At 70.3% G+C, this 20,528-nt stretch carries 17 protein-coding genes; 13 read left to right on the top strand and 4 right to left on the bottom strand.

Going from position 1 to position 20,528, the window contains the following annotated elements; genetic code table 11:
* Nucleotides 1–158: 158 nt before the first annotated feature.
* Complete coding sequence (locus OFY01_RS00630; protein WP_266595185.1) at nt 159–2,390, bottom strand: alpha-L-fucosidase; 2,232 nt, start codon at nt 2,388–2,390, stop codon at nt 159–161.
* 503 nt (nt 2,391–2,893) lie between these two features.
* On the opposite strand from OFY01_RS00630, the gene OFY01_RS00625 reads away from it, so the two are divergent.
* The 10 genes from OFY01_RS00625 to OFY01_RS00580 all read left to right on the top strand — a co-directional run bounded on the left by OFY01_RS00625 (nt 2,894) and on the right by OFY01_RS00580 (nt 12,889).
* Nucleotides 2,894–3,958 carry a sugar ABC transporter substrate-binding protein gene (locus tag OFY01_RS00625; protein WP_266595183.1) on the top strand — a complete coding sequence of 355 codons (1,065 nt, stop codon included), beginning with the start codon at nt 2,894–2,896 and terminating at the stop codon, nt 3,956–3,958.
* 47 nt (nt 3,959–4,005) lie between these two features.
* Nucleotides 4,006–5,571: a sugar ABC transporter ATP-binding protein gene (locus tag OFY01_RS00620; RefSeq protein WP_266595181.1), complete on the top strand. Its 1,566-nt coding sequence runs from the start codon at nt 4,006–4,008 to the stop codon at nt 5,569–5,571.
* Nucleotides 5,564–6,604 (top strand): ABC transporter permease, encoded by a 1,041-nt coding sequence (locus OFY01_RS00615; RefSeq protein ID WP_266595179.1) that lies wholly within the window; start codon nt 5,564–5,566, stop codon nt 6,602–6,604. Before OFY01_RS00620 ends, OFY01_RS00615 begins: the two co-directional genes overlap by 8 nt.
* A 100-nt stretch (nt 6,605–6,704) precedes the next feature.
* Entirely contained in the window at nt 6,705–8,030 is a 1,326-nt protein-coding gene (locus OFY01_RS00610) for an enolase C-terminal domain-like protein (protein ID WP_266595177.1), read from the top strand.
* Nucleotides 8,023–8,925 carry an amidohydrolase family protein gene (locus tag OFY01_RS00605; protein ID WP_266595175.1) on the top strand — a complete coding sequence of 301 codons (903 nt, stop codon included), beginning with the start codon at nt 8,023–8,025 and terminating at the stop codon, nt 8,923–8,925. Before OFY01_RS00610 ends, OFY01_RS00605 begins: the two co-directional genes overlap by 8 nt.
* Nucleotides 8,916–9,353, top strand: coding sequence for an RbsD/FucU family protein (locus tag OFY01_RS00600; RefSeq protein WP_266595173.1), 438 nt, complete (start codon nt 8,916–8,918; stop codon nt 9,351–9,353). The genes OFY01_RS00605 and OFY01_RS00600 overlap by 10 nt, the downstream gene beginning before the upstream one ends.
* Nucleotides 9,350–10,393 carry a zinc-dependent alcohol dehydrogenase gene (locus OFY01_RS00595; protein WP_266595171.1) on the top strand — a complete coding sequence of 348 codons (1,044 nt, stop codon included), beginning with the start codon at nt 9,350–9,352 and terminating at the stop codon, nt 10,391–10,393. The genes OFY01_RS00600 and OFY01_RS00595 overlap by 4 nt, the downstream gene beginning before the upstream one ends.
* Nucleotides 10,390–11,151 carry an SDR family oxidoreductase gene (locus OFY01_RS00590; RefSeq protein WP_266595169.1) on the top strand — a complete coding sequence of 254 codons (762 nt, stop codon included), beginning with the start codon at nt 10,390–10,392 and terminating at the stop codon, nt 11,149–11,151. The genes OFY01_RS00595 and OFY01_RS00590 overlap by 4 nt, the downstream gene beginning before the upstream one ends.
* 11 nt (nt 11,152–11,162) lie before the next feature.
* Nucleotides 11,163–12,176 carry an aldo/keto reductase gene (locus OFY01_RS00585; RefSeq protein WP_266595167.1) on the top strand — a complete coding sequence of 338 codons (1,014 nt, stop codon included), beginning with the start codon at nt 11,163–11,165 and terminating at the stop codon, nt 12,174–12,176.
* Nucleotides 12,167–12,889 (top strand): FadR/GntR family transcriptional regulator, encoded by a 723-nt coding sequence (locus tag OFY01_RS00580; RefSeq protein WP_266595165.1) that lies wholly within the window; start codon nt 12,167–12,169, stop codon nt 12,887–12,889. Before OFY01_RS00585 ends, OFY01_RS00580 begins: the two co-directional genes overlap by 10 nt.
* Nucleotides 12,890–13,495: 606 nt before the next feature.
* Here the strand turns inward: OFY01_RS00580 and OFY01_RS00575 are convergent.
* A complete protein-coding gene (locus OFY01_RS00575; protein WP_266595163.1) occupies nt 13,496–14,914 on the bottom strand; it encodes a non-reducing end alpha-L-arabinofuranosidase family hydrolase in 1,419 nt (472 codons plus the stop codon).
* Nucleotides 14,915–15,424: 510 nt separating this feature from the next.
* Between OFY01_RS00575 and OFY01_RS00570 the strand changes: the two genes are divergently transcribed.
* Nucleotides 15,425–15,595: a hypothetical protein gene (locus OFY01_RS00570; protein ID WP_266595161.1), complete on the top strand. Its 171-nt coding sequence runs from the start codon at nt 15,425–15,427 to the stop codon at nt 15,593–15,595.
* 320 nt (nt 15,596–15,915) lie between these two features.
* Here OFY01_RS00570 and OFY01_RS00565 read toward each other — a convergent pair whose 3' ends face one another.
* Nucleotides 15,916–16,329, bottom strand: a complete 414-nt coding sequence (locus tag OFY01_RS00565) for a hypothetical protein (protein ID WP_266595160.1) — start codon at nt 16,327–16,329, stop codon at nt 15,916–15,918.
* A 469-nt stretch (nt 16,330–16,798) separates the two neighbouring features.
* Entirely contained in the window at nt 16,799–17,200 is a 402-nt protein-coding gene (locus tag OFY01_RS00560; protein ID WP_266595158.1) for a hypothetical protein, read from the bottom strand.
* Nucleotides 17,201–17,462: 262 nt separating this feature from the next.
* Here OFY01_RS00560 and OFY01_RS00555 point away from each other — a divergent pair, with 262 nt between their 5' ends.
* Both OFY01_RS00555 and OFY01_RS00550 read left to right on the top strand, forming a co-directional pair.
* Nucleotides 17,463–18,386, top strand: coding sequence for an undecaprenyl-diphosphate phosphatase (locus tag OFY01_RS00555; protein ID WP_266595156.1), 924 nt, complete (start codon nt 17,463–17,465; stop codon nt 18,384–18,386).
* Between the two features lie 317 nt (nt 18,387–18,703).
* Nucleotides 18,704–20,449, top strand: a complete 1,746-nt coding sequence (locus tag OFY01_RS00550) for a TIGR03767 family metallophosphoesterase (protein WP_407700249.1) — start codon at nt 18,704–18,706, stop codon at nt 20,447–20,449.
* Nucleotides 20,450–20,528: the final 79 nt, after the last annotated feature.

Here is a 20,528-nt window from a genome sequence, read left to right as displayed (position 1 = left end):
CGTGCCGGCACACGGCGGCGGGAGTCGCAAGCGCACCTGCGCAGGCCCAGGGCCTCGTGCTCGGCCACGTGTCCTTCGCCGGGGCGAAGGGGGCGCTCGTCCTCGGCGCCGATCCGTGTCAGGGCCTTACGTGAGGAGCGGCGGCTGCGGTCGTGGCTTCACAGCGCGGTGAAGGTCCACAGCAGGTTGGTGCTGCTTCCGTAGGGCCACTGCTTGGTCACGGAGCCCGAGGCCACGTCACCGCCGCCGTCGAGGACCAGGCCGGTGGTGCGGTTGGCGACGGTGTACCGGCCGTTGCCGCGGTCGGTGATCTTCCACTGCTGGTTCGTGCCGCCGTTCCACGGCGCCTGCCGGGCCACCGAGCCGCCGGCGGTGTATCCCCAGCCGTCGGCGACCATCCCGTTGGTCCGGTTGACCAGCTTGTAGTAGCCGCCGCCCACTTCGACCGCCTGCCACTGGAGGTTGGTGCTGCCGTTCCAGGTCCACTGCTTGAGGTTGCCGCCGGTGGACACGTTGCCGCCGCTGTCCAGGACCAGGCCGTCGGTGACATTGGTGAGGCGGAAGTACGTGGCCGGGTTGAAGGTGATCTTCAGCGAGGTGATGGCGTCGTTGTTGCCCGTGGCCCTGAGGTCGGAGTTGTCGGTGGTGAAGGTCCAGGCCGTGCCGGAGAAGTCGTCGCCCGAGTAGCCGGTCACCTGGTATCCGGCCGGTATCCGCAGGGAGGAAATGGTACGGGCCGGCAGTCCCGCGCTGCGCAGTTGCGCGGCCGTGTAGCCGCCGAGCGTCAGGTTCGCCCCCGTACCGCTGTAGTCGACGTCGCTGAAAGCGGTGACGACCCCGCTCGCGGGCGACAGGGCTGGAATCCGGCCGGAGAAGGTGAACTTCAGTACGTAGGCCAGGGCGCTGAAGGGAGCCGAGGACGACGGCAGGGTGATGTGCAGGCCGTCGCCGGACTGGGTGGGCGTGGGCAGGGTCGTGTGCGTGCCGGCGTCCGGCCCGAGCAGTTGGACCGACGTCAGCGTGCCGAGGTCGATGCGGCCGCTCGCCAGGGTGCTGATGGTCGTGGTGCTGCCGGGCCAGCCGAGGACGGTGGCGTACAGGACGCTGTCCGTCTTGTCACGGGTGAAGCGGAAGTCCTTGCTCGTACCGGCCACGGGGGTGGTGAACGAGCCGCCGCCCATCTTGGTCGGCCCCTCGCCGTAGGCCGTCCAGGCGCGCGTGGCGTACAGGGACTCGCCGAATCGTTTGAGGTGGTCGCCGATGCCGAGCAGGACGTCTTTTTGGCCCTGCGGGATGGTTCCGTCGGCCATCGGGGCGATGTTGAGCAGCATGTTGCCGTTCTTGCTGATCCGGTCGATCAGCGCGTGCAGCATCTGCGTGGTGGAGTAGTAGCCGATGCCCTGGGTGTAGCACCAGCTGGAGCTGGAGATGCTGTCGTCGGTCAGCCAGTACGGGTCGGCGATGTCACCGGGGCCACCGCGTTCGTAGTCGAAGACCTCGCCCTTGTTGTCGTAGCCGTCCTTGTACGTGGCGACGACCTCGCGGCCCCAGCCTGCGGCCTGGTTGTAGTAGTAGGAGAGGAAGTTCAGCCGCTGCGTCTCGTCGACCTTCGACAGGTCGAAGTCCTCCCACAGGATGTCCGGTTGAGCGAGGTCCACGACCTCCTTGAGCTTGTCGTACCAGAGCTGGTTCTCCTGCGACCTGCTCAACTGCCCGTAGAGCTTCTGCAGGCTCGGGTCCGACTGCGCAGGGACGTGGTCGTAGTAGCCGTTGAAGTTGTACGCGTGGTGCATGGCCACCAGCAGCTTCAGGCCCTTGCCGCGGATCGCGTCCCGGAAGATCCTCAGCAGGTTCAGTTTCGGCCCGCGGCTCACCGAGTTCCACTCGTTGACCGAGCTGTCCCACATCGAGAACCCGTCGTGATGCTCGGAGACCGGACCGGCGAACCTCGCGCCCGCGTCCACGAACAGCTGCGCCCACGCGTCCGGGTCGAACTTCCCTCCCTGGGAGGTGAGTTGCGGTGCGAACTGTGTCCAGTTGCCCGCCTTGTCGCGGGCCCCGTCGATGAAGTTGTGATATGGCCACACGGAAGGATCGCCATAGGTGGCGACGTGGTGCTGGTTGGCTCTGCTGCCCGCGATGTACATGTTGCGCGGATACCACTCGCTGTCGTAGGCGGGCACGCTGAAGGCGCCCCAGTGGAAGTAGATGCCGAACTTGGCGTCCTGGAACCAGTCGGGCGCCGGGGGGTGCTGATCGACCGACGCCCAGGTGGGCGAGTACGAGGACGGGGCCGCGAGCGCCGTCGTCGTACCGAGCGCGAGATCCGCGCTCGCGGCGACGACCACACCCGTGGCACTCGACAGGAACGCGCGTCTGCTGATGGTCATTGCGGGAACCTCCTGCATGTCGCCTTATGTTTGATGCCGAGCCAACGCGTTGTACGGCTTGTCGACACAGTCACATCGTCGATACATGGGATGGATGCCGAAACCGTTGGAGAGAATGCCCCTGCCCAGCGGGGCGGTCAAGAGGTGTCACACCGCTTGCCTCGCCGACACATGGGATGTATCAATCGACTCTTCCTGTCAGATCGACCCTCGCCACCGCGAACCCCTCGCACCTTCACCTTGTTCGACTGTTCGCTTCTGGGCCATATTGATCGACGAGGCGCGTCGACGCTCACGTCTCGTCGATTGATGGGATGTCCAGCTGTCGGAAGTTGTGTCGACTGAGCCTCAAAGTGGCGTCATCTACTGGTATTTGCTTCCGATCCCTGGACAACCCCTCGGGCGCCGCCTATACATACATCCCATCTCTCGGAGGCGGCGGGCCACGCAGATGCCGCCTCCCCGCACGGTCCACTCCGCCCAAGAGCCGCGAGGAAGTACCGATGAGACTCAGAACCGCCCTCAGCTCGACCGCCGCGGCCCTGTCCGCCCTGGCGCTGCTCAGTGCCTGCGGCGGCGGCTCGGGCACCGTGTCCGCATCGGGCGGCGCGCCGCTGGTCGGTGTCGACTACCCGCGTTCCGACACCGACTTCTGGAACTCCTACATCAAGTACACGCCCACGTACGCCAAGCAGCTGGGTCTCTCGCTCAAGACGACGAACTCGCAGAACGACGTCGCCAAGCTGACCGCCGACGCACAGACCTTCATCAGTCAAGGGGTGAAGGGCATCGCGATGGCGCCTCAGGACACCGCCGCCGTCGCCCCGACGCTGGCGCAGCTGGCGGCGAAGAAGATCCCCGTCGTCACCATCGATACCCGCCCCGACAGCGGCAAGGTGTTCATGGTGGTGCGGGCCGACAACCGCGCCTACGGCGAGAAGGCCTGCCGTTTCCTCGGCACGAAGCTCGAAGGCAAGGGCAAGGTCGTCATGCTGGAGGGCGGCCTCGACTCGATCAACGGCCGTGACCGCACCGAGGCGTTCAACGACTGCATGCGGAAGAACTACCCGGGCGTCAAAGTGTTCGGCGAGGCCACCAAGTGGGACGGCGCGATCGCCGCGCAGAAGCTGCAGACCGACCTGACCGCCCACCCGGACATCAAGGGCGTCTACATGGAGTCCAGCTTCGCGCTGTCCGGCACCCTCCAAGTGCTCAAGCGCAAGGGGTTGTCGGTCGGCCCGAAAGACCCCCGGCATGTGTTCGTGGTCTCCAACGACGGCATCCCCGAAGAGCTCAAGGACATCGCGGCAGGCCACATCGACGCCACGGTCTCCCAGCCGGCCGACCTGTACGCCAAGTACGCCCTGTACTACCTGAAGGCGGCGATCGAGAAGAAGACGTTCAAGCCCGGCAGAACCGATCACGACAGCACCATCGTCCAGGTCCGCCCCGGTCTGCTGGAGGACCAGCTTCCCGCGCCCCTGGTCACGGTCGACGGCGGCACCTACGGCGGCGTGCCCAGCGTCCGGAGCGACGACACGTCCCTGTGGGGCAACCACCTCGGCTGACCTGTCCGCAACGGCACCCAACGGCTCACGAGAACAAGGCGGTTGTGATGAGCGACGGCGAGCGGGCAGGCAGCCCCGCACCCGCCCCGGCGGACGACGCGCGATCCCGGACAGGTCCGCCGGTCGTCGAGGCGACGGGCATTGTCAAACGATTCGGTCCGACGGTGGCGCTCGACGGCGCCCGTATCACCATCATGCCGGGCGAGACCCACGCGCTCGTCGGGCGCAACGGGGCCGGCAAGTCGACGCTCGTGTCGGTCCTCACCGGTCTGCAAGCCCCCGACGCGGGAACGGTCACTCTGGGCGGCAGCCCGGCGCCGCGCCTCACGGACCCCGACGCCTGGCGCCGACGCGTGGCCTGCGTCTACCAGAAGTCGACCATCATCCCGACCCTGACCGTCGCCGAGAACCTCTTCCTGAACCGGCACGACCACGGCCGCGGCCGGCTCATCAGCTGGCAGGGGGTTCGGCGGCGGGCCCGGGACCTGCTTTCGGCGTGGTCGGTGGACATCGACCCGCAGGCACCGGCGGGCGACCTGAGCGTGGAGCAGCGCCAGTTCGTCGAGATCGCCCGCGCGCTGTCCTTCGGAGCCCGGTTCATCATTCTCGACGAGCCGACCGCCCAGCTCGACGGCGCGGCCATCGGCCGGCTCTTCGACCGCGTCCGCGACCTGCAGCGTCAGGGCGTGACCTTCCTGTTCATCAGCCACCATCTCCAGGAGGTCTACGAGATCTGCGACATGGTGACGGTGTTCCGCGACGCCCGGCACGTCATGACCGCACCGGTCGACAAGCTCCCCCGCGCCGAGCTGGTCGCCGCCATGACCGGTGAGGCGGCGGCCGACCGGCGGCGGGAGCGCTCCACCACCCTGGACAACGCCGCCGCGGCCGCGCTGTCCGTGCGGGCGCTGGGCAGCGAAGGCGCTTACCGTGACGTCACCTTCCAGGTGGGTGCCGGGGAGATCGTCGGGCTCGCCGGCGCGGCGAGCAGCGGCCGCACCGAGGTCGCCGAGACCGTCGTGGGGCTGCGGGCGGCCCAGGTCGGCGAGGTGGAGATCGCGGGGAGGCGGCCCCGTCCGGGCAGCGTGCCCGCCGCGCTCGCCGCGGGTGCCGGGTTCGTCCCGCAGGACCGGCACCACCAGGGGCTCGTGCCCCAGATGTCGGTCGCGGACAACGCCACGCTGTCCGTCGCGCACCGGCTCGGCAGGAACGGCTTCCTCGGGCGGGACCGGCGCGACCGGCTGGCCGACGACATGATCGAGAGGCTGGCCATCAAGACGCCGGGCCCCGAGCTGCCCGTCTCCGCGCTCTCGGGCGGCAACCAGCAGAAGGTCGTAATGGCCCGCGCTCTCGCGGACGACCCGCGCCTGCTGGTGCTGATCAATCCGACCGCGGGCGTGGACGTGCGCTCCAAGGAGTTCCTCCTCGACAAGGTCGAGGAGACCGCGGGCACCGGAACCGGAGTGCTCATCGCCTCCGACGAACTCGACGATCTGCGCATGTGCGACCGGGTCCTGGTGATGTTCCAGGGCCGGGTGACCTCGGAGACAGCCCGTGGCTGGCACGACCACGAACTCGTGGCCGCGATGGAAGGAGTGGACCTCCATGCCTGAAACCGTCCTCGCGGACCCGGCCGCCCCGGCCGCGGAACCGGGGCCCAGGCGTACCGCGCTGCTCGGCGGCCGGATACCCCTGGCCCGCCTGCGTGACCTCGCGCTCGTCCCCGCGATCGTCGTCATCGCGGTCGTCGGGCAGATCGTCAACCCGGTCTTCCTCCAGGCCGACAACCTCATCAACGTCCTGCAGACCATGTCCGAGATGGCCCTGCTGGTGCTCGCCGAGGCGATGGTCCTGATCGTCAAGAAGATGGACCTGTCCCTGGAGTCCACCATGGGCCTCGCGCCCGGCATCGCGGCCTGGCTGGTGGTCCCGGCCGGGGCCGGACACGGCCTCGGCCTGGTCCCCGGTGGCTGGTCGATTCCCCTGACCCTCGCCGTCGGGGCGCTCGTCGGCCTGGTCAACGCCCTCCTGATCATCCGCTTCGGCCTCAACGGCTTCATCGTCACCCTCGGCATGCTCATCGTGCTGCGCGGCATCCTCACCGGCATCTCGGGCGGTCAGACGTTCTTCCGGCTGCCGCAGTCGATGCTCTACCTCGGCACCGCCGAATGGTTCGGTGTACCGGCCTCCATCTGGATCTGCCTGGCCTTGTTCGCCGCCGCCGTCGTCGTCCTCGGCTGGACCAGCTTCGGCCGCTCCCTGTACGCCGTGGGCGGCAACGTCGACGCGGCGAAGGCCGCCGGCATCCGTACCGACCGCGTGCTGTGGATCGTGATCGTCACCGGCAGCGTGCTCGCCGCCCTCGCCGGGCTCATGCTGTCCGGGCGTCTGGCGTCGGTCGCCTCCGCCCAGGGCAACGGCTACATCTTCACCGTCTTCGCCGCCGCCGTGATCGGCGGGATCAGCCTCAGCGGCGGCAAGGGCACCATGTTCGGCGCGTTCTGCGGCGTCCTGCTGCTCTTCATGATCCAGAACGTGCTCACCCTCGCGGGCGTACCGGCGCAGTGGATCGGAGCCCTCAACGGCCTGATCATCCTGATCGCACTCGCCATCTCCCGCATCACCGGCGGCAAGGTCCAGGAGTGACCCGGGCGGCCCCGCCCGGCCGTCCGCCCTCCGCCGCGTCCACGTCCACGTCCCGTCGCCGGGGTGACACCTTCCCCGGCCCCTCACAGGAGTTGCCGCCGTGTCCTCCACCGTGCCCTCGCCCGCCCGCATCACCGCCCTGGACGTCCTGGACGTGCGGTTCCCGACGTCGGAGCAGCTCGACGGCTCGGACGCGATGAACCCCGAGCCCGACTACTCCGCCGCCTACGCCGTCCTGCGCACCGACGCGGGCGACGGACTCGAAGGTCACGCGCTCGCCTTCACCACCGGCCGCGGCAACGACGTACAGGCCGCGGCGATCGCCGCCCTCGCCCCGCACGTGGTCGGCCGGCCGGTCGAGGAGGTGTGCGCCGACCTCGGAGCGTTCTCCCGTTCCCTCGTGCACGACCCCCAACTGCGCTGGCTGGGACCGGAGAAGGGCGCCATCCACATGGCCACCGGCGCGGTGGTCAACGCCGCCTGGGACCTCGCGGCCAAGCGCGCGGGCAAGCCGGTGTGGCGGTTCCTGGGAGAGATGCCGCCGCGAGAGCTGGTCGCGCAGGTCGACTTCCGCTGGCTCAGCGACGCGCTCACCCCCGAGGAGGCCCTGGAGATCCTGCACCGTGCCGAACCGGGGCGCCAAGACAGGATCGCGCGGCTGCTTGAGCGCGGCTACCCCGCCTACACCACCACGCCCGGCTGGCTCGGCTACTCCGACGAGAAGCTGGCCCGCCTGGCCCGCGAGGCCGTCGCCGACGGCTTCACCCAGATCAAACTGAAGGTCGGCGCGTCCCTCGACGACGACGTACGCCGCCTGCGCACCGCCCGCGAGAGCGTCGGCGACTCCATCCGCATCGCCGTCGACGCCAACCAGAGATGGGACGTCCAGGACGCGATCGACTGGATGCGGGCCCTGGCCCCCTACCGGCCGTACTGGATCGAGGAGCCCACCTCCCCCGACGACATACTCGGCCACGCGGCGGTCCGCGAGGCGGTCCGCCCCATCAAGGTCGCCACCGGCGAGCACATCGCCAACCGGGTCGTCTTCAAGCAACTCCTGCGGGCGGGGGCGGTGGACATCGTCCAGATCGACTCCGCGCGAGTCGGCGGCGTCAACGAGAACATCGCGATCCTCCTGCTCGCCGCGAAGTTCAACGTCCCCGTCTGCCCGCACGCCGGCGGCGTCGGGCTGTGCGAAATGGTCCAGCACCTGGCGATGTTCGACTACGTCGCCGTCTCCGGCACCACCGAGGACCGGGTCGTGGAGTACGTCGACCACCTGCACGAGCACTTCGTCGACCCGGCCCGCGTCCTCGACGGTCACTATCGCGCGCCGGCCCTGCCCGGTCTGAGCGCGCAGATGCTGCCGGACTCCCTCAAGAAGTACGCGTATCCCGACGGCCCCGTCTGGACCGCCCGTGTCTGACGCCCAAGTCCTCGTCGACGCCCACCACCACGTGTGGGACCTGGACGCCCGGCCTCAGCCCTGGCTGGACGAGGCCGGACACGAGACCATCCGCCGCACCTTCACCACCGCCGAGCTGCGCGGGGCGGCCACCGCGACGGTGGCGGGCCGACGACTGGAGCGCACCGTGCTCGTCCAGTGCGTGGCGTCGGCCGACGAGACACGCGAGTTCCTCGCGCTCGCCGCCGGTGACCCGCTCGTCGGGGCCGTCGTCGGCTGGGCGGATCTCACGTCCCCGGCGGTCGGCGACGTACTCGACGCACTGCGCGCCGGGCCCGGCGGCGACCGCCTGCGGGCCGTACGCCACCTCGTCCAGGGCGAGCCCGACACCGCCTGGCTGCAACGGCCCTCGGTGGAACGCGGGTTGCGGGCGGTGGGCGAACGCCGCCTCGGGTACGACCTGCTCGTGCGCAGCCACCAGTTGCCCCAGGCGATCCGCCTGGCCGAACGCCTTCCCGGCCTCCCTCTGGTCCTGGACCACGCCGGAAAGCCGCCCATCGCGCGGCAGCGCCTGGACGACTGGGAGCGGGACGTGCGGCGGCTGGCCGCCCATCCCCAGGTGCGGTGCAAGGTGTCGGGCCTGGTCACTGAGGCCGACCACGAGAAGTGGACGGTCGACGACATCCGGCCGGTGTGGGAGGTGCTGCTCTCCGCCTTCGGCCCCGAGCGGCTGATGTTCGGTTCGGACTGGCCGGTCTGCCTCCTCGCCGGCGGCTGGAACCGGTGGGCCGCCGCCGTCGAAGAACTCCTGGCCGGCTGCTCCGCCGCCGAGACCGAGGCGGTCCTCGCCGGCACCGCCACCACGTTCTACCGGCTGTCTCCCGCTCCGGGGAAGGAAGGCACCGCGTGCTGCTGACCGAACTCCTGCACCCGGGCGTCCTCGAAGCCCTGGCGGGTGCCGGGCACGGAGCCCGGGTGCTGCTCGCCGACGGCCACTACCCGGCCAGTACGGCCACCGGACCGCGCGCCAGGACCGTCCACCTCAACCTGGCGCCGGGCCTGCTGGACGTGCCCACGGTGCTCGACGTGCTGCTGCGGGCGCTGCCCGTCGAGTCGGCGCACGTGATGGTGCCGCCCGAGGGTGAACCGGAGCCTGCGGCCGTCACCGAGTACCGCTCCGTGCTGGCGCCCGCCCCCGTCGAGACGCTCGGCCGCTTCGCCTTCTACGACGCGGCCCGCTCACCCGACCTGGCCCTCGCCGTCGTCACCGCCGACACCCGCACCTACGCCAACCTGCTGCTCACCATCGGCGTCCGCGCTGAAGGGACCCTGAGAACACGATGACACTCGCCGTTCGCTACCTCGCCGCCCGCACCCTGGACACCGCGCCCGCCCCGAGCCCGGCCCCCGGCCCCGGTCAGGTGGAGATCGCCCCCGCCTACGTCGGTATCTGCGGCACCGACCTGCACATCTTCCACGGCGACATGGACGCGCGGGTCGCCGCGCCCGCCGTCCTCGGGCACGAGATGTCCGGCCGGATCGTGCGCGTGGGTGCGCAGGTGGAGGGCTGGTCGCCCGGGGACGCGGTCACCGTGATGCCGCTGCGCTGGGACGGCACCTGTCCGGCCTGCCGGGCGGGGCACCAGCACATCTGCGCGCACCTGGACTTCATCGGCATCGACTCGCCCGGCGCGATGCAGCAGCGCTGGACCGTGCCCGCCTCCGCCCTCGTACGGCTGCCCGCCTCCCTCCCTCTTGACCTGGCCGCCCTCGTGGAGCCCACCGCGGTCGCCGTGCACGATGTCGGCCGGGCCCGGGTCCAGCGCGGCGAGCGGGCCGTCGTGGTCGGCGGCGGACCCGTCGGCGTCCTCATCGCTCTGGTCGCCCGAGCGGCCGGAGCCGACGTCCGGATGGTCGAGCCGAGCCCGCACCGGCGGCGCCGCGCCGAGGAGCTGGGGCTGGCCGCGTGGGACCCGGACACCGACGACGTGCCCGAGCTGGTGCGGCGGTGGACCGGCGACGCCGGTGCGGACGTCGCCTTCGAAGTCTCCGGCGCGCCGAGCGGGGTGGACACCGCCGTCGAGGTACTCGGCGTGAGGGGCCGGTTGTGCCTGGTCGCCATCCACCCGCGGCCCCGCGAGGTGAACCTGCACCGCTTCTTCTGGCGCGAACTCACCCTCGTCGGCGCCCGGTTGTACGGGCGTGCCGACTTCGAGCGTGCGGTGGCCCTGGTGGCCGACGGCACCGTTCCGGCTCAGCGCCTGATCAGCCGGATCGTGCCGCTCGCCGAGGCGCCCCTCGCGTTCGAGGCGCTCGAAGACGGCGGTGACGTGATGAAGATCCTCGTGGACTGCGCCGACGACACCCAGGCAGCCGCCGTATGACCGCCTTCGACCTCACCGGGAGACTCGCGGTCGTCACCGGGGCCCGGCGCGGCATCGGCCGGGCCATGGCCCGCGCGCTCGCCGAGGCGGGTGCGGACGTCATCGGTGTCAGTGCCTCACTGGAGGAGACCGGCAGCGATGTGGAGAAGGACGTCTCGGCCGCGGGCCGTACCTTCGAGGCCATCCGCACCGACTTCGCCGAGCCGGACGCCGTACGAGCACTGGGCGCGGACCTCGCCGGGCGCGCGCGGCCGGTGGACATCCTGGTCAACAACGCGGGCACGATCCGCCGCGCCCCGGCCGTCGAACACACCGACACGGACTGGGAGTCGGTCCTCCAGGTCAATCTCCACGCCCAGTTCGCCCTGTCCCGCGCGGTGGGCGCGGCGATGGTGGCCCGCGGCCGCGGGAAGATCATCTTCACGGCGTCCCTGCTCAGCTTCCAGGGCGGCATCACCGTCCCCGGCTACACCGCAGCCAAGCACGGCATCGCCGGCCTGACCAAGGCCCTGGCCAACGAGTGGGCGCCGCACGGCGTGAACGTCAACGCCATCGCCCCCGGCTACATCGCCACCGACAACACGCGGGCCCTGCGGGACGATCCCGTCCGGGCTGAGGCGATCCTCGACCGCATCCCGGCGGCGCGCTGGGGGACGGCCGCCGACCTCGCGGGCGCCACCGTGTTCCTGGCCTCCGAGGCGGCCGCGTACGTCCACGGCACCGTCCTGCCCGTCGACGGCGGATGGCTCGGCCGATGACGGGGCCGGGCATGCGGCGCCACGGGATCAAAAGCACCCCTGTCACCCTCACCGACCTCGGCTTCGGCTCCTCCGCCATCGGCAACCTCTACGAGGTCACCCCGGCGCACGACGCCCGGGCCGCGGTCGAGGCCGCCTGGGAGGCGGGCATCCGGTACTTCGACACGGCACCGCACTACGGCCTCGGCCTGGCCGAGCGGCGTCTTGGCGCGGCTCTGCGTGACCGGCCGCGTGACGCCTATGTCGTCTCCTCCAAAGCCGGCCGTCTGCTGGTCCCCAAGGAACACCCTCGGGGCACCGACGACCAGGGCTTCGCCGTCCGCGACGACCTGCGCAGACAGTGGGACTTCAGCCGCGACGGCGTCCTGCGGTCCATCGAGGACACGCTGGCACGTACCGGCCTCGACCGCCTGGACGTGGTCTACCTGCACGACCCCGACGACCACTGGCGGCAGGCCGTCGAGGAGGCCATGCCGGCCCTGGCGGAGCTGCGCGGCCAGGGAGTGGTGGGCGCGATCGGCGCGGGCATGAACCAGTCGGCCATGCTCGCGCGTTTCCTGCGCGAGAGCGCCGCCGACGTGGTGATGCTGGCGGGGCGCTACACCCTGCTCGACCAGTCGGCGCTCGACGACGTCCTCCCCGCCGCCGCGGAACTCGGCAAGAGCGTGGTGGCCGTCGGCGTGTTCAACTCGGGACTGCTCGCGTGCGACCGGCCCGCCGAGGGCATGACCTACGATTACCGCGAGGCTCCCCCCGCCCTGGTGGCCCGCGCCCGCGCGATCGCCGAGGTCTGCGCGGCACACGGTACGACGCTTCCCGCGGCGGCCATCGCGTTCCCGTACAGCCATCCCAGTATCATCAACGTCACCCTCGGGATGCGGACCGCGCGGCAGGTCGAGCGGAACGTGGAGCTCCACCGGCGGGGCGTTCCCGGAGGTCTCTGGGACGATCTGCGTGCCCGGAACCTCATCAGGCCGGACGTGCCCGCGGTGAACGGACCTGGAAGGAGTGCGGGGTGTCTTTGACGGACAAGGCCATCGCGCAGCTCCGGGAGCTGATCCTCAGCGGAGCGCTGCCACGCGGCTCGAAGCTCCCGCCGGAACCGGAGCTGGCCGCGCAGCTGGGCCTGTCCCGCAACCTCGCCCGGGAGGCCGTGAAGGCGCTGGCCGTCGCCCGGGTCCTGGAGGTCCGGCGCGGCGACGGCACCTATGTGACCAGCCTGCAGCCGAGCCTGCTGCTCGAAGGGCTCGGCGGCGCGGTGGAGCTGTTGCAGGGCGACGCGGCCGCCCTGCGGGACCTCGTCGAGGTACGGCGGCTCCTGGAACCGGCCGCCACCGCGCTCGCCGCCACCCGGATCACCGACGAGCAACTGGCCGAGGTCGAGCGGCACCTGGAGGCCATGCGCGAAGCCCGTGACGATGTGGAGCGGCTCAACGTCCACGACGCCGCGTTCCACCGCGCCGTGGTCTGCGCCACGGGCAACGAGTCCCTGCTCGCGCTCCTGGAGAACATCTCCGGACGTACCCTGCGCGCCCGCGTCTGGCGCGGACTGGTCGACACCCACGCCTCGGGCCGGACCCTCGCCGAGCACGAGGCGATCTTCCGGGCCCTGTGCCTCCGCGACGCTTCCCTCAGCCAAGCCGCGGCGCTGCTGCACGTCAGTAACACCGAGCAGTGGCTGAAGGAGTACCTGCGTTCGGGGGAAGCGCCCCCGGGGGGCGTGGCGGGCCAGGAGTGACGGGTGGTTCCGGCCGTGTGGGTCCTTGGGGCTCGCACGTGTGGCCGTGGTGGGCGCGGAGCCGGTGAGCGCAGCCGGTGGACGAAGCGCGACCCGGCCCAGGGGACGGAAGCAGACACCGCCGGCCGCATCCGAGCTCGACCCCGTGCCCTGAGCCGATTCGCCCCGGGCGATCAGCGAAGGTCAGCCCCGAACGACTCGTGCGGGGGTTGTCCTGGCAGCGCACCCGCTACCTTCCTCACATGGAACGGGCCACCATCCTGAGCAGCCTCGCCGCGCGCGGAACCGACACCGCTCCGCAGCGACTTCACGAGCTCGCCGCTGAACTCGACATACCGGCCGCCGACCTTCTCGTCGTCGCGGGCCGGCCCGTGCCGGCGGACGCCGGGAGGTTCTCTGCCTGGCCGTCTCCGAACAGACCACCACGCGCGAGGCCCGGCCCGACGCCCCGTTCGGGCAGCGGCGGCTCCGGCCGGGCCCCTGGCCGTTCGTCAAGTCCCCGCAGGCCCACATCGAGGGAGCCTGCCAGCCTCGCCCCTAAGCGGTGACCTCGCCGCCGACCGCGGGTCAGTCATCCGCACCCCGTGGGGCCTCGATCGCTGCGGTTCAGTGCTGCAGGGTGAGGACGCCCGGCCGCCAGGGCAGTTGGTCGTAGGTGCCGCCCGCGGTGGGCGACTTGCCCTGGTAGAGGAACTGAAGGTTGCAGGGGTCGATGGTCATGGTCTGGTCGGGGTTGTTACGGACCAGGTCACCGTGGCTGATGTCGTTCGTCCACGTCGCACCGCTGTTGGCTCTGCCCGCGAAGGGGTTGCTCTCACTGGCGGCCTGCGGGGTCCACGTACCGTTGAGGCTGGAGGCCGTGAACGAGCGGAAGTAACGCTGCTCAGTCGCACCCCGGGCCTCGACGATCATGAGGTACTGGTTCTGGCCCTTGACCTTGTAGACCTGCGGAGCCTCGAAGAGATTCTTCACCGTGTCACTCATGACCGTCGTGTACGACGACCCGAAGCTGCCCGGGAAGTTCCCGATCGGCATGCTCGCCCGATAGATGTTGCCGTTGTCACCGGCGAAGAACAGGTACATGTTCTGGCCGTCGCCGATCAGGGTCTGGTCGATCGGGGCGCCGCCCGGGATGCTGCCGGTGAACAGCGCGTGCGGCGCGGACCAGCCGTTGGGGTTGGTGGGGTCGCTCGACGTCCGGTAGATGAAGGGCCACGCGCCCCACTGGTACGCCAGCACCCAGATGTTCTTGGGGGCGAAGTAGAACAGCGTGGGCGCCACCGCGGACTGGCTCATGCCGGTCTGGCCCGCCGTCGCCATGTCCGACCAGTTCGTGAAGGGGGTGAACGCCATCGAGCCATAGGACGATCCCGACACGTTCGACGCGTACACCAGGTGCTTGCCGTTGTACGTCACGTCGGTGAAGTCCTTCAGTGCGACCCACCCGTTCGCCGGCTGCGCCAACGGCCCCGTGGACGTCCACCGGTACGTCGACGGAAGAGCACACGAGCCCGGTGGAGTCGTCTGGGACAGGCCGGTCCACTTCTGGTTGCTGCCGCCGTTGCACGTCCAGATCTCCACCGCCGTTCCGTTCGCCGTACCGGCGCCCGTGACGTCCAGACAGAGGCCGGACTCCACACCGACGATGGTTCCGTCGGAGTTCACTCGCCACTGCTGGTTCGCACCACCGCTGCAGGTCCATATCTGCACCCGGGTGCCGGCCGTGGTGGCGTGGCCCGGGACGTCCAGGCACTTGTTGCCGTACACGGTCAGCTGACCGCTGTCCGTCGACGTCCACTGCTGGTTGGCGTTGCCCGAGCAGTCCCAGATCTGCAGGTACGTGCCGTCGGTCTGGCTCGCGTTCGGCACATCGAGGCACCGCCCCGAACCAGCGCCGCGCAACGCGCCGCTGGTGGCGGCCTGCGCCGGGACCGCGAAGAGCGTCGCCGCCAACGCGATCAGGACCGTGGCGACGGCGGCGAGCACCGCGGGTGGCCGTCTGTGGCCGGAACTTCGTCTGCTCATGCGGACTTCTCCATCCTTGAGTAAGCAATTCCGTCTGCCCGCTTCAGGGGCTCTCCGGCCGCTTCACCCCGCCGCGCTGTGCCCCGCGGCGTCAAGGATGCGAACCGGAGGCGCTTGGCTGTACGAGTGAAGCGACTCCGGTTCGTTCGATATATCGAATACGGATCGAAGTATCGAGCAACTGAATGATAGGGAGCTGACCGACCGCGTCAATACCTCGCGGTCGAATCGAACGTCATCCGGCGCACGCGGTCCGGCATTTCGGCTCAGTCCGAAAACACTGGCCCGGCGCTCCCCCGACGGTCACTGTTCAGGCGGTGCACAAAGCCGGTGCCGCACCACTGGGGCGCACGCATCCGGGCCGGCACCCATCGCGTCCTCCCGCGGCGACAGGTGACGCAACCCGCCGCACGCGTCTGTGGACGCCTGCCGCTCCACTGGGCGGCCGAAGGCGAGGATGCGGATCCTGCGTGCCCGCTTCGGCGGCGCGATCACGACAAGGAGGCAGGGATGAGCGCAACAGAGATGACCGATCCCGAGGGCGTCGAGCCGCGACCGCAAGACGCGGAGCCGGAGTCCGCTGTGCGGCCGACGGCCGAGGTCGACACGGACGACACCGAGCCGCAGGAGGCTTCGAACGGGGACGAGGTGCACGAGGACGGCTGGCCAGGGATCAGCTGAGGGGCGACAGGAGCACACCCGTCTCGCAGGCGCCGGGCGACGGCGGACTCAGCGGTGTTGCCGTGATGGATCACGGCGCTGATCTTGCTTGAGGTCCAGGGGACGAAGCCCCACGGGAGACGACCTGGCCGGTGCTGCACAGTTCGACGGCACGCCCTCCGATCGCCCGGGCGGCGGGGAACCAGTCGTCGAAGCGCTGCGCCGCCACCTCGGCAGGACGAGGTGGCGGCGGTTTCGGGGCGGCGCCGTGGGGCGCCGCCGCCGGCGTCTTGGAGGCGACGGACAGCCTCGACGCCATGGCGCGGTGGCGGCGAGCGGGTTCAGCAGATCTTGACCGAGTAGACCGGCGAGCCCGGGATGCCACCGCCGTTGTCGGAGCTGTAGTACGGGGGGCGGCCGTAGAACTTCGCTGTTCGCGTGCCCATGACGCCGTCGGTCCAGTTCGTCCCCCAGTAGAACTTGGTGACGGTGCCGGTGGTCTGGTTGTCCTTGACCCACGTGATCCACTCGTAGTCACTGAAGTTGTGCTTGGTGCCGCAGTAGTACCAGGGCTGGGTCCAGTGCCAGGTGCCGGTGCTGGAGTTGTAGATGTGGAAGCAGATGGATCCGGAGGGCGGGTTGGAGGTCGCGCAGACCGAGGTGGCGGCCTGGGCGGGTGTGGTGGCGAGTCCGAGGGCTCCGGCGGCCAGGGCGCCGGCTGCTGCTGTGGCGGCTATCCGTCTGGTGATCCTCATGCGGGGGTCTTCCTCCTTCGGCTGAACACGGTGTCGGCATGTGCGGGCTTGCGCCATCGGCACGGGACGGCCCGGCAGGTGCCGGTCGGAGGCTCGAAAGGGGCAGGGTGTCGCCGTCGCCGTCGCCGTCGCCGTCGCCGTCGGCACGATGACCGTCGTGGCGAAGCCCGGCGCCGGGCGAGCGTTTTCGTACTGAGCCGAAATGATGGACTTCCTTCCGGCCAGGTCTCACGCTCGTCAAAGACCCGCCACAGAGCCGCCACAGAGCCGCCGGGAATGAGATCGTTTCACCCGCAGGTCCCAGACGATGGGCCTGACATGTGCGTTCTCGTCCACGGCGCGACAGCGGAACCGCACCGACCCGCGAAGCCGCAGATGGCTCAGAGGAGTCGGTGAGCCGTGCTTCGAGGAACAGCAGCCCATGGGCCGTGCGCATGCCGCCGTGGTTCGGACGGGCGGCGGGCCGACGTCAGCCGTCGGACATCAAGGCTCGGCGCATCGGGACCGCGGAGGCGAGGACGAAGACCCCGAACACGCTGATGGGCAACAGACCCGCGGGACGCAGAAAGGCGAGCGGATCCGCTCGGACGGCGCTCCATTCGACGACCCAGTTGGCCACCAGATCGGCGGTCATGACCGCGGCGGCGACGGGCGGCCCGACCGGTCGGCCCATGGCCGTCAGCAACGCGACCAGCGGATCGAGCAGCACAAGGCCGTGGAACAGGAGCTGGATGAGAACCGGCGCGTAGGCGTAGGCGTGCGGCCCGCTCTTCACCAGGAAGTACGCGTGGGCGCCGGCCCCCTCCAGGAATCCGGTCACGTATGCCGCCGCCGTCCAGCGGACGCCGACCGGACGCTCCCCCCAACGCATGCCTTCACCATAGTGCGGGCCCTTCCCCGGCCCACAGCGCGCCTCCGCTCCGTGGGACGTCCGGCGGTGGCCAAGTACGCGTACCCAACGACCCTTTGACGTCTTCTCGGCAGGGTCCGGGAACACGACGGGCGCCGCGATGAACAGTGGGCGTCGGCCAGGTGAAAGGTCACGAACACCCGACGGGCCATCTACACGCGTGTAGTAGGTTCCGGTTGGCCGGGCCCCCGGCTTCGCACACTGATCGACTCGAAGGCCGACCATGTCCGTTCTCACCTATCCCGAAGCCGTCGGCGTCGGCCTGCTGCAGGGCGTCACCGAACTGTTCCCCGTCTCCAGTCTCGGGCACAGCATCCTGATACCCGCCCTCCTGGGCGGGCACTGGAAACACGACCTCGACGTCTCCGCGGACGACTCCCTCTACCTCAACGAGCTGGTCGGCCTCCACCTGGCCACCGCCCTCGCCCTCGTGGCCTTCTTCTGGCGGGACTGGATCCGGGTGATCCGCGGCCTGTCGACCTCGATCACGCAACGCCGCATACAGACCGTCGACCAACGCCTCGCCTGGCTGATCATCACCGCCTGCATACCGGTGGGCATCGCCGGTGTCGCACTCGACCACGTCTTTCGCACCACACTCGGGCGCCCGGTCCCGACCGCGGTCTTCCTCGCCCTCAACGGCATCGTCCTGTACGTCACCGAGAAGCTCCGCCGCGGCGGTACGGGTCGCAGACGCGCCGGGGCGTCCCTGGCACCCGGCGAAGAGCGGCTGAGCCCGGACGAGCTGTCGGACCTGCGCATCACCCGGATGACCATGCGGCAGGCCCTGGGGATCGGGGCCGCGCAGATCCTCGCCCTGTGCCCCGGCATCAGCCGCTCCGGAGTGACCATCAGCGCGGGCATCTTCCGCGGCCTCGACCACGAGGACTCCGCCCGCTTCGCGTTCCTGCTCGCCACACCCGTCATCGGCGGAGCGGCGCTGCTCAAACTGCCCCCGCTGCTCGGCCCCCAGGGCGACGGGCTGCGCGGGCCGCTCCTGGCCGGCAGCATCGCGGCCTTCGTCGCCGCCTACCTGGCGACCCGTTACCTGGTCAAGTACTTCGAGAACCGCACGCTCATCCCGTTCGCGATCTACTGCACGCTGGCCGGCCTGGGCAGCCTCGCCTACTTCACCCTCGCCGGCTGACGGGACCGGTACGGCACCGGTACGGGCAGCGCGCATGGATCCGGCCCGGCAGCGCGGCCGCCACCGCCCTCAAGGCCGCCCTCGCCTCCGGACATCGGCATCGCACGGGCGAAGCCTGCGTTCTTCGCGGACGTCACCCCCGTCGGTCGCCGGGCGGCCCGGTTCACCGGCGTCCTCGCACCTTTCGTTTCCCGGGCGTTTTCCCAGGCGTTCGCGCTCTGGCCCTGGACAGGTCACTACTCGTCAGTAGGATCGGCGCGGCGGATGCGCCCAGCAGGGGGCGTGACACTCAAGTGCCGCCTTGGACAGGGGGATTCATGAGCGGGATGAGCCGACGCAGGTTCATGACGGGGCTGTCTTCGGCGGCCGCGACGGCAGCGCTCTGGCCGGTGCTGACCCCGGGTCGCGCGCTGGCGCAGGACCAGGCCCTCGCGGCCACGCGGGCGCGGGCCGTGCGGATCGACGGCACCACCCTCGAACGGGCGGCGACGCCGGTGGGCCAGGGGGGTTACCGGCGGCTGGTGGCGGGCCCCGGCTGGCCTGTGGTGGTGCGCGGCGAACTGGCCGGCGCGACGTCCGGGAGGGACGACCGGCGCACCGGGCTCGCGTCCTTCGTGCAGTTCACCGACCTGCACCTGACGGACACCGAGTCGCCGGTGCGGTTCGAGTACCTGGCGCGGTTCAACGACAGCGCGCACCGCCCGCAGGAGGCGCTGACCGTGCGGGGCGCCTCGTCGCTCGTGGAGCGGGTCAACGCGGTGCGCCAGGGCCCGTACACCGGCCTGCCGTTCAGCATGGTGATGGCCACCGGCGACAACACCGACAACCACGAGCTGATCGAGCTCGACTGGTACCTGACCGTCATGAGCGGCGGTCGGATCACCCCGAGCAGCGGCGACCTCACACGCTACGAGGGCGTGCAGAACTCCGGCGACACTCAGTACTGGAACCCTGAATCCGCCCTGCGCGACGCGTACAAGGCCAAGGGGCTGCCGCAGATCCCCGGATTCCTGAGCGGTGCGATCCGCCCCTTCGACGCGCCCGGCCTGAGCCTGCCCTGGTACACCACGGTCGGCAATCACGACGACAGCATCGAGGGCAGCCTGCCCGACCTCGGCCTGCTCAACTCCCTCTACACGGGTTCGCGCAAGGTGGAGGGCTGCGACGACGCGACCGCCGCCCAGTTGGCGGACGCCCTCGTGCACGACCCGGGAAAGGCCGCGGTCCTGCTGGGCAGGCTGCTGACCAACGGCGGGTCGATCCGCACGGTCACCTCCGACGAGCGGCGCCATCCGTTCACGCCCGCCGAGTTCGCCAAGGCTCACCTGAACCCGGCGTACACCGGCGCGGGCCCCGTCGGACACGGCTTCACACCGGACTCGGCCGCCGGCGGGAAGCTCTACTACACCTTCGACCTCGCCGACGGGGTTCTCGGCATCAGCCTCGACACGACCAACCGGGCCGGCTTCGCCGACGGTTCGCTCGGCAGCACGCAGCTCGCCTGGCTGGAGTCGGTGCTCAAGGCGCACAGCGGGCACTGGTACGACAGCGACGGCCATACGGTACGCGGTGGATCGGACGACCGCCTCGTCGTCGTCTTCAGCCACCACACCAGTACGACGATGGGCAACCTGCTGCCCGACCCGTACCGCCCGTTCGAGGGCCGTCACAGCGGCGACGAACTGGTCGCGCTTCTCCAGCGCTTCCCGAACGTGGTGGCCTGGGTCAACGGCCACACTCATGAGAACCGGATCAGCGCGCACGGCCACGCCGTCGCCGAGCGCGCCTTCTGGGAGATCAACACCGCCTCACACGTCGACTATCCGCACCACGCCCGGATCATCGAGATCGCCGACAACCAGGACGGCACGATCTCGCTGTTCACCACGCTCATCGAGTCGGCCGCCCCGTACACGACCGACTTCTCCGACACCTCCGACCGCGGGCTGGCCGCCCTGTACCGCGAGCTCGCCTACAACGACCCCTACGCCACGCCCTCCGCCCGCATCGGCACGGCCGCCGACCACAACACCGAACTGCTCCTGACCAGACCCGCGACGTAGCGCGGGCACGCCCCGGGTCGGCGGAGCGCGTCGGGGAGTGTGCTGACGCCTTTGTGCCTTCACCGGCCCGTGCGGGGGC

Source organism: Streptomyces beihaiensis (genome assembly GCF_026274175.1).
In the GTDB taxonomy this organism is placed as follows: Bacteria; Actinomycetota; Actinomycetes; order Streptomycetales; family Streptomycetaceae; genus Streptomyces; species Streptomyces beihaiensis.
This window is presented reverse-complemented; position numbering and strand designations above follow the sequence as displayed.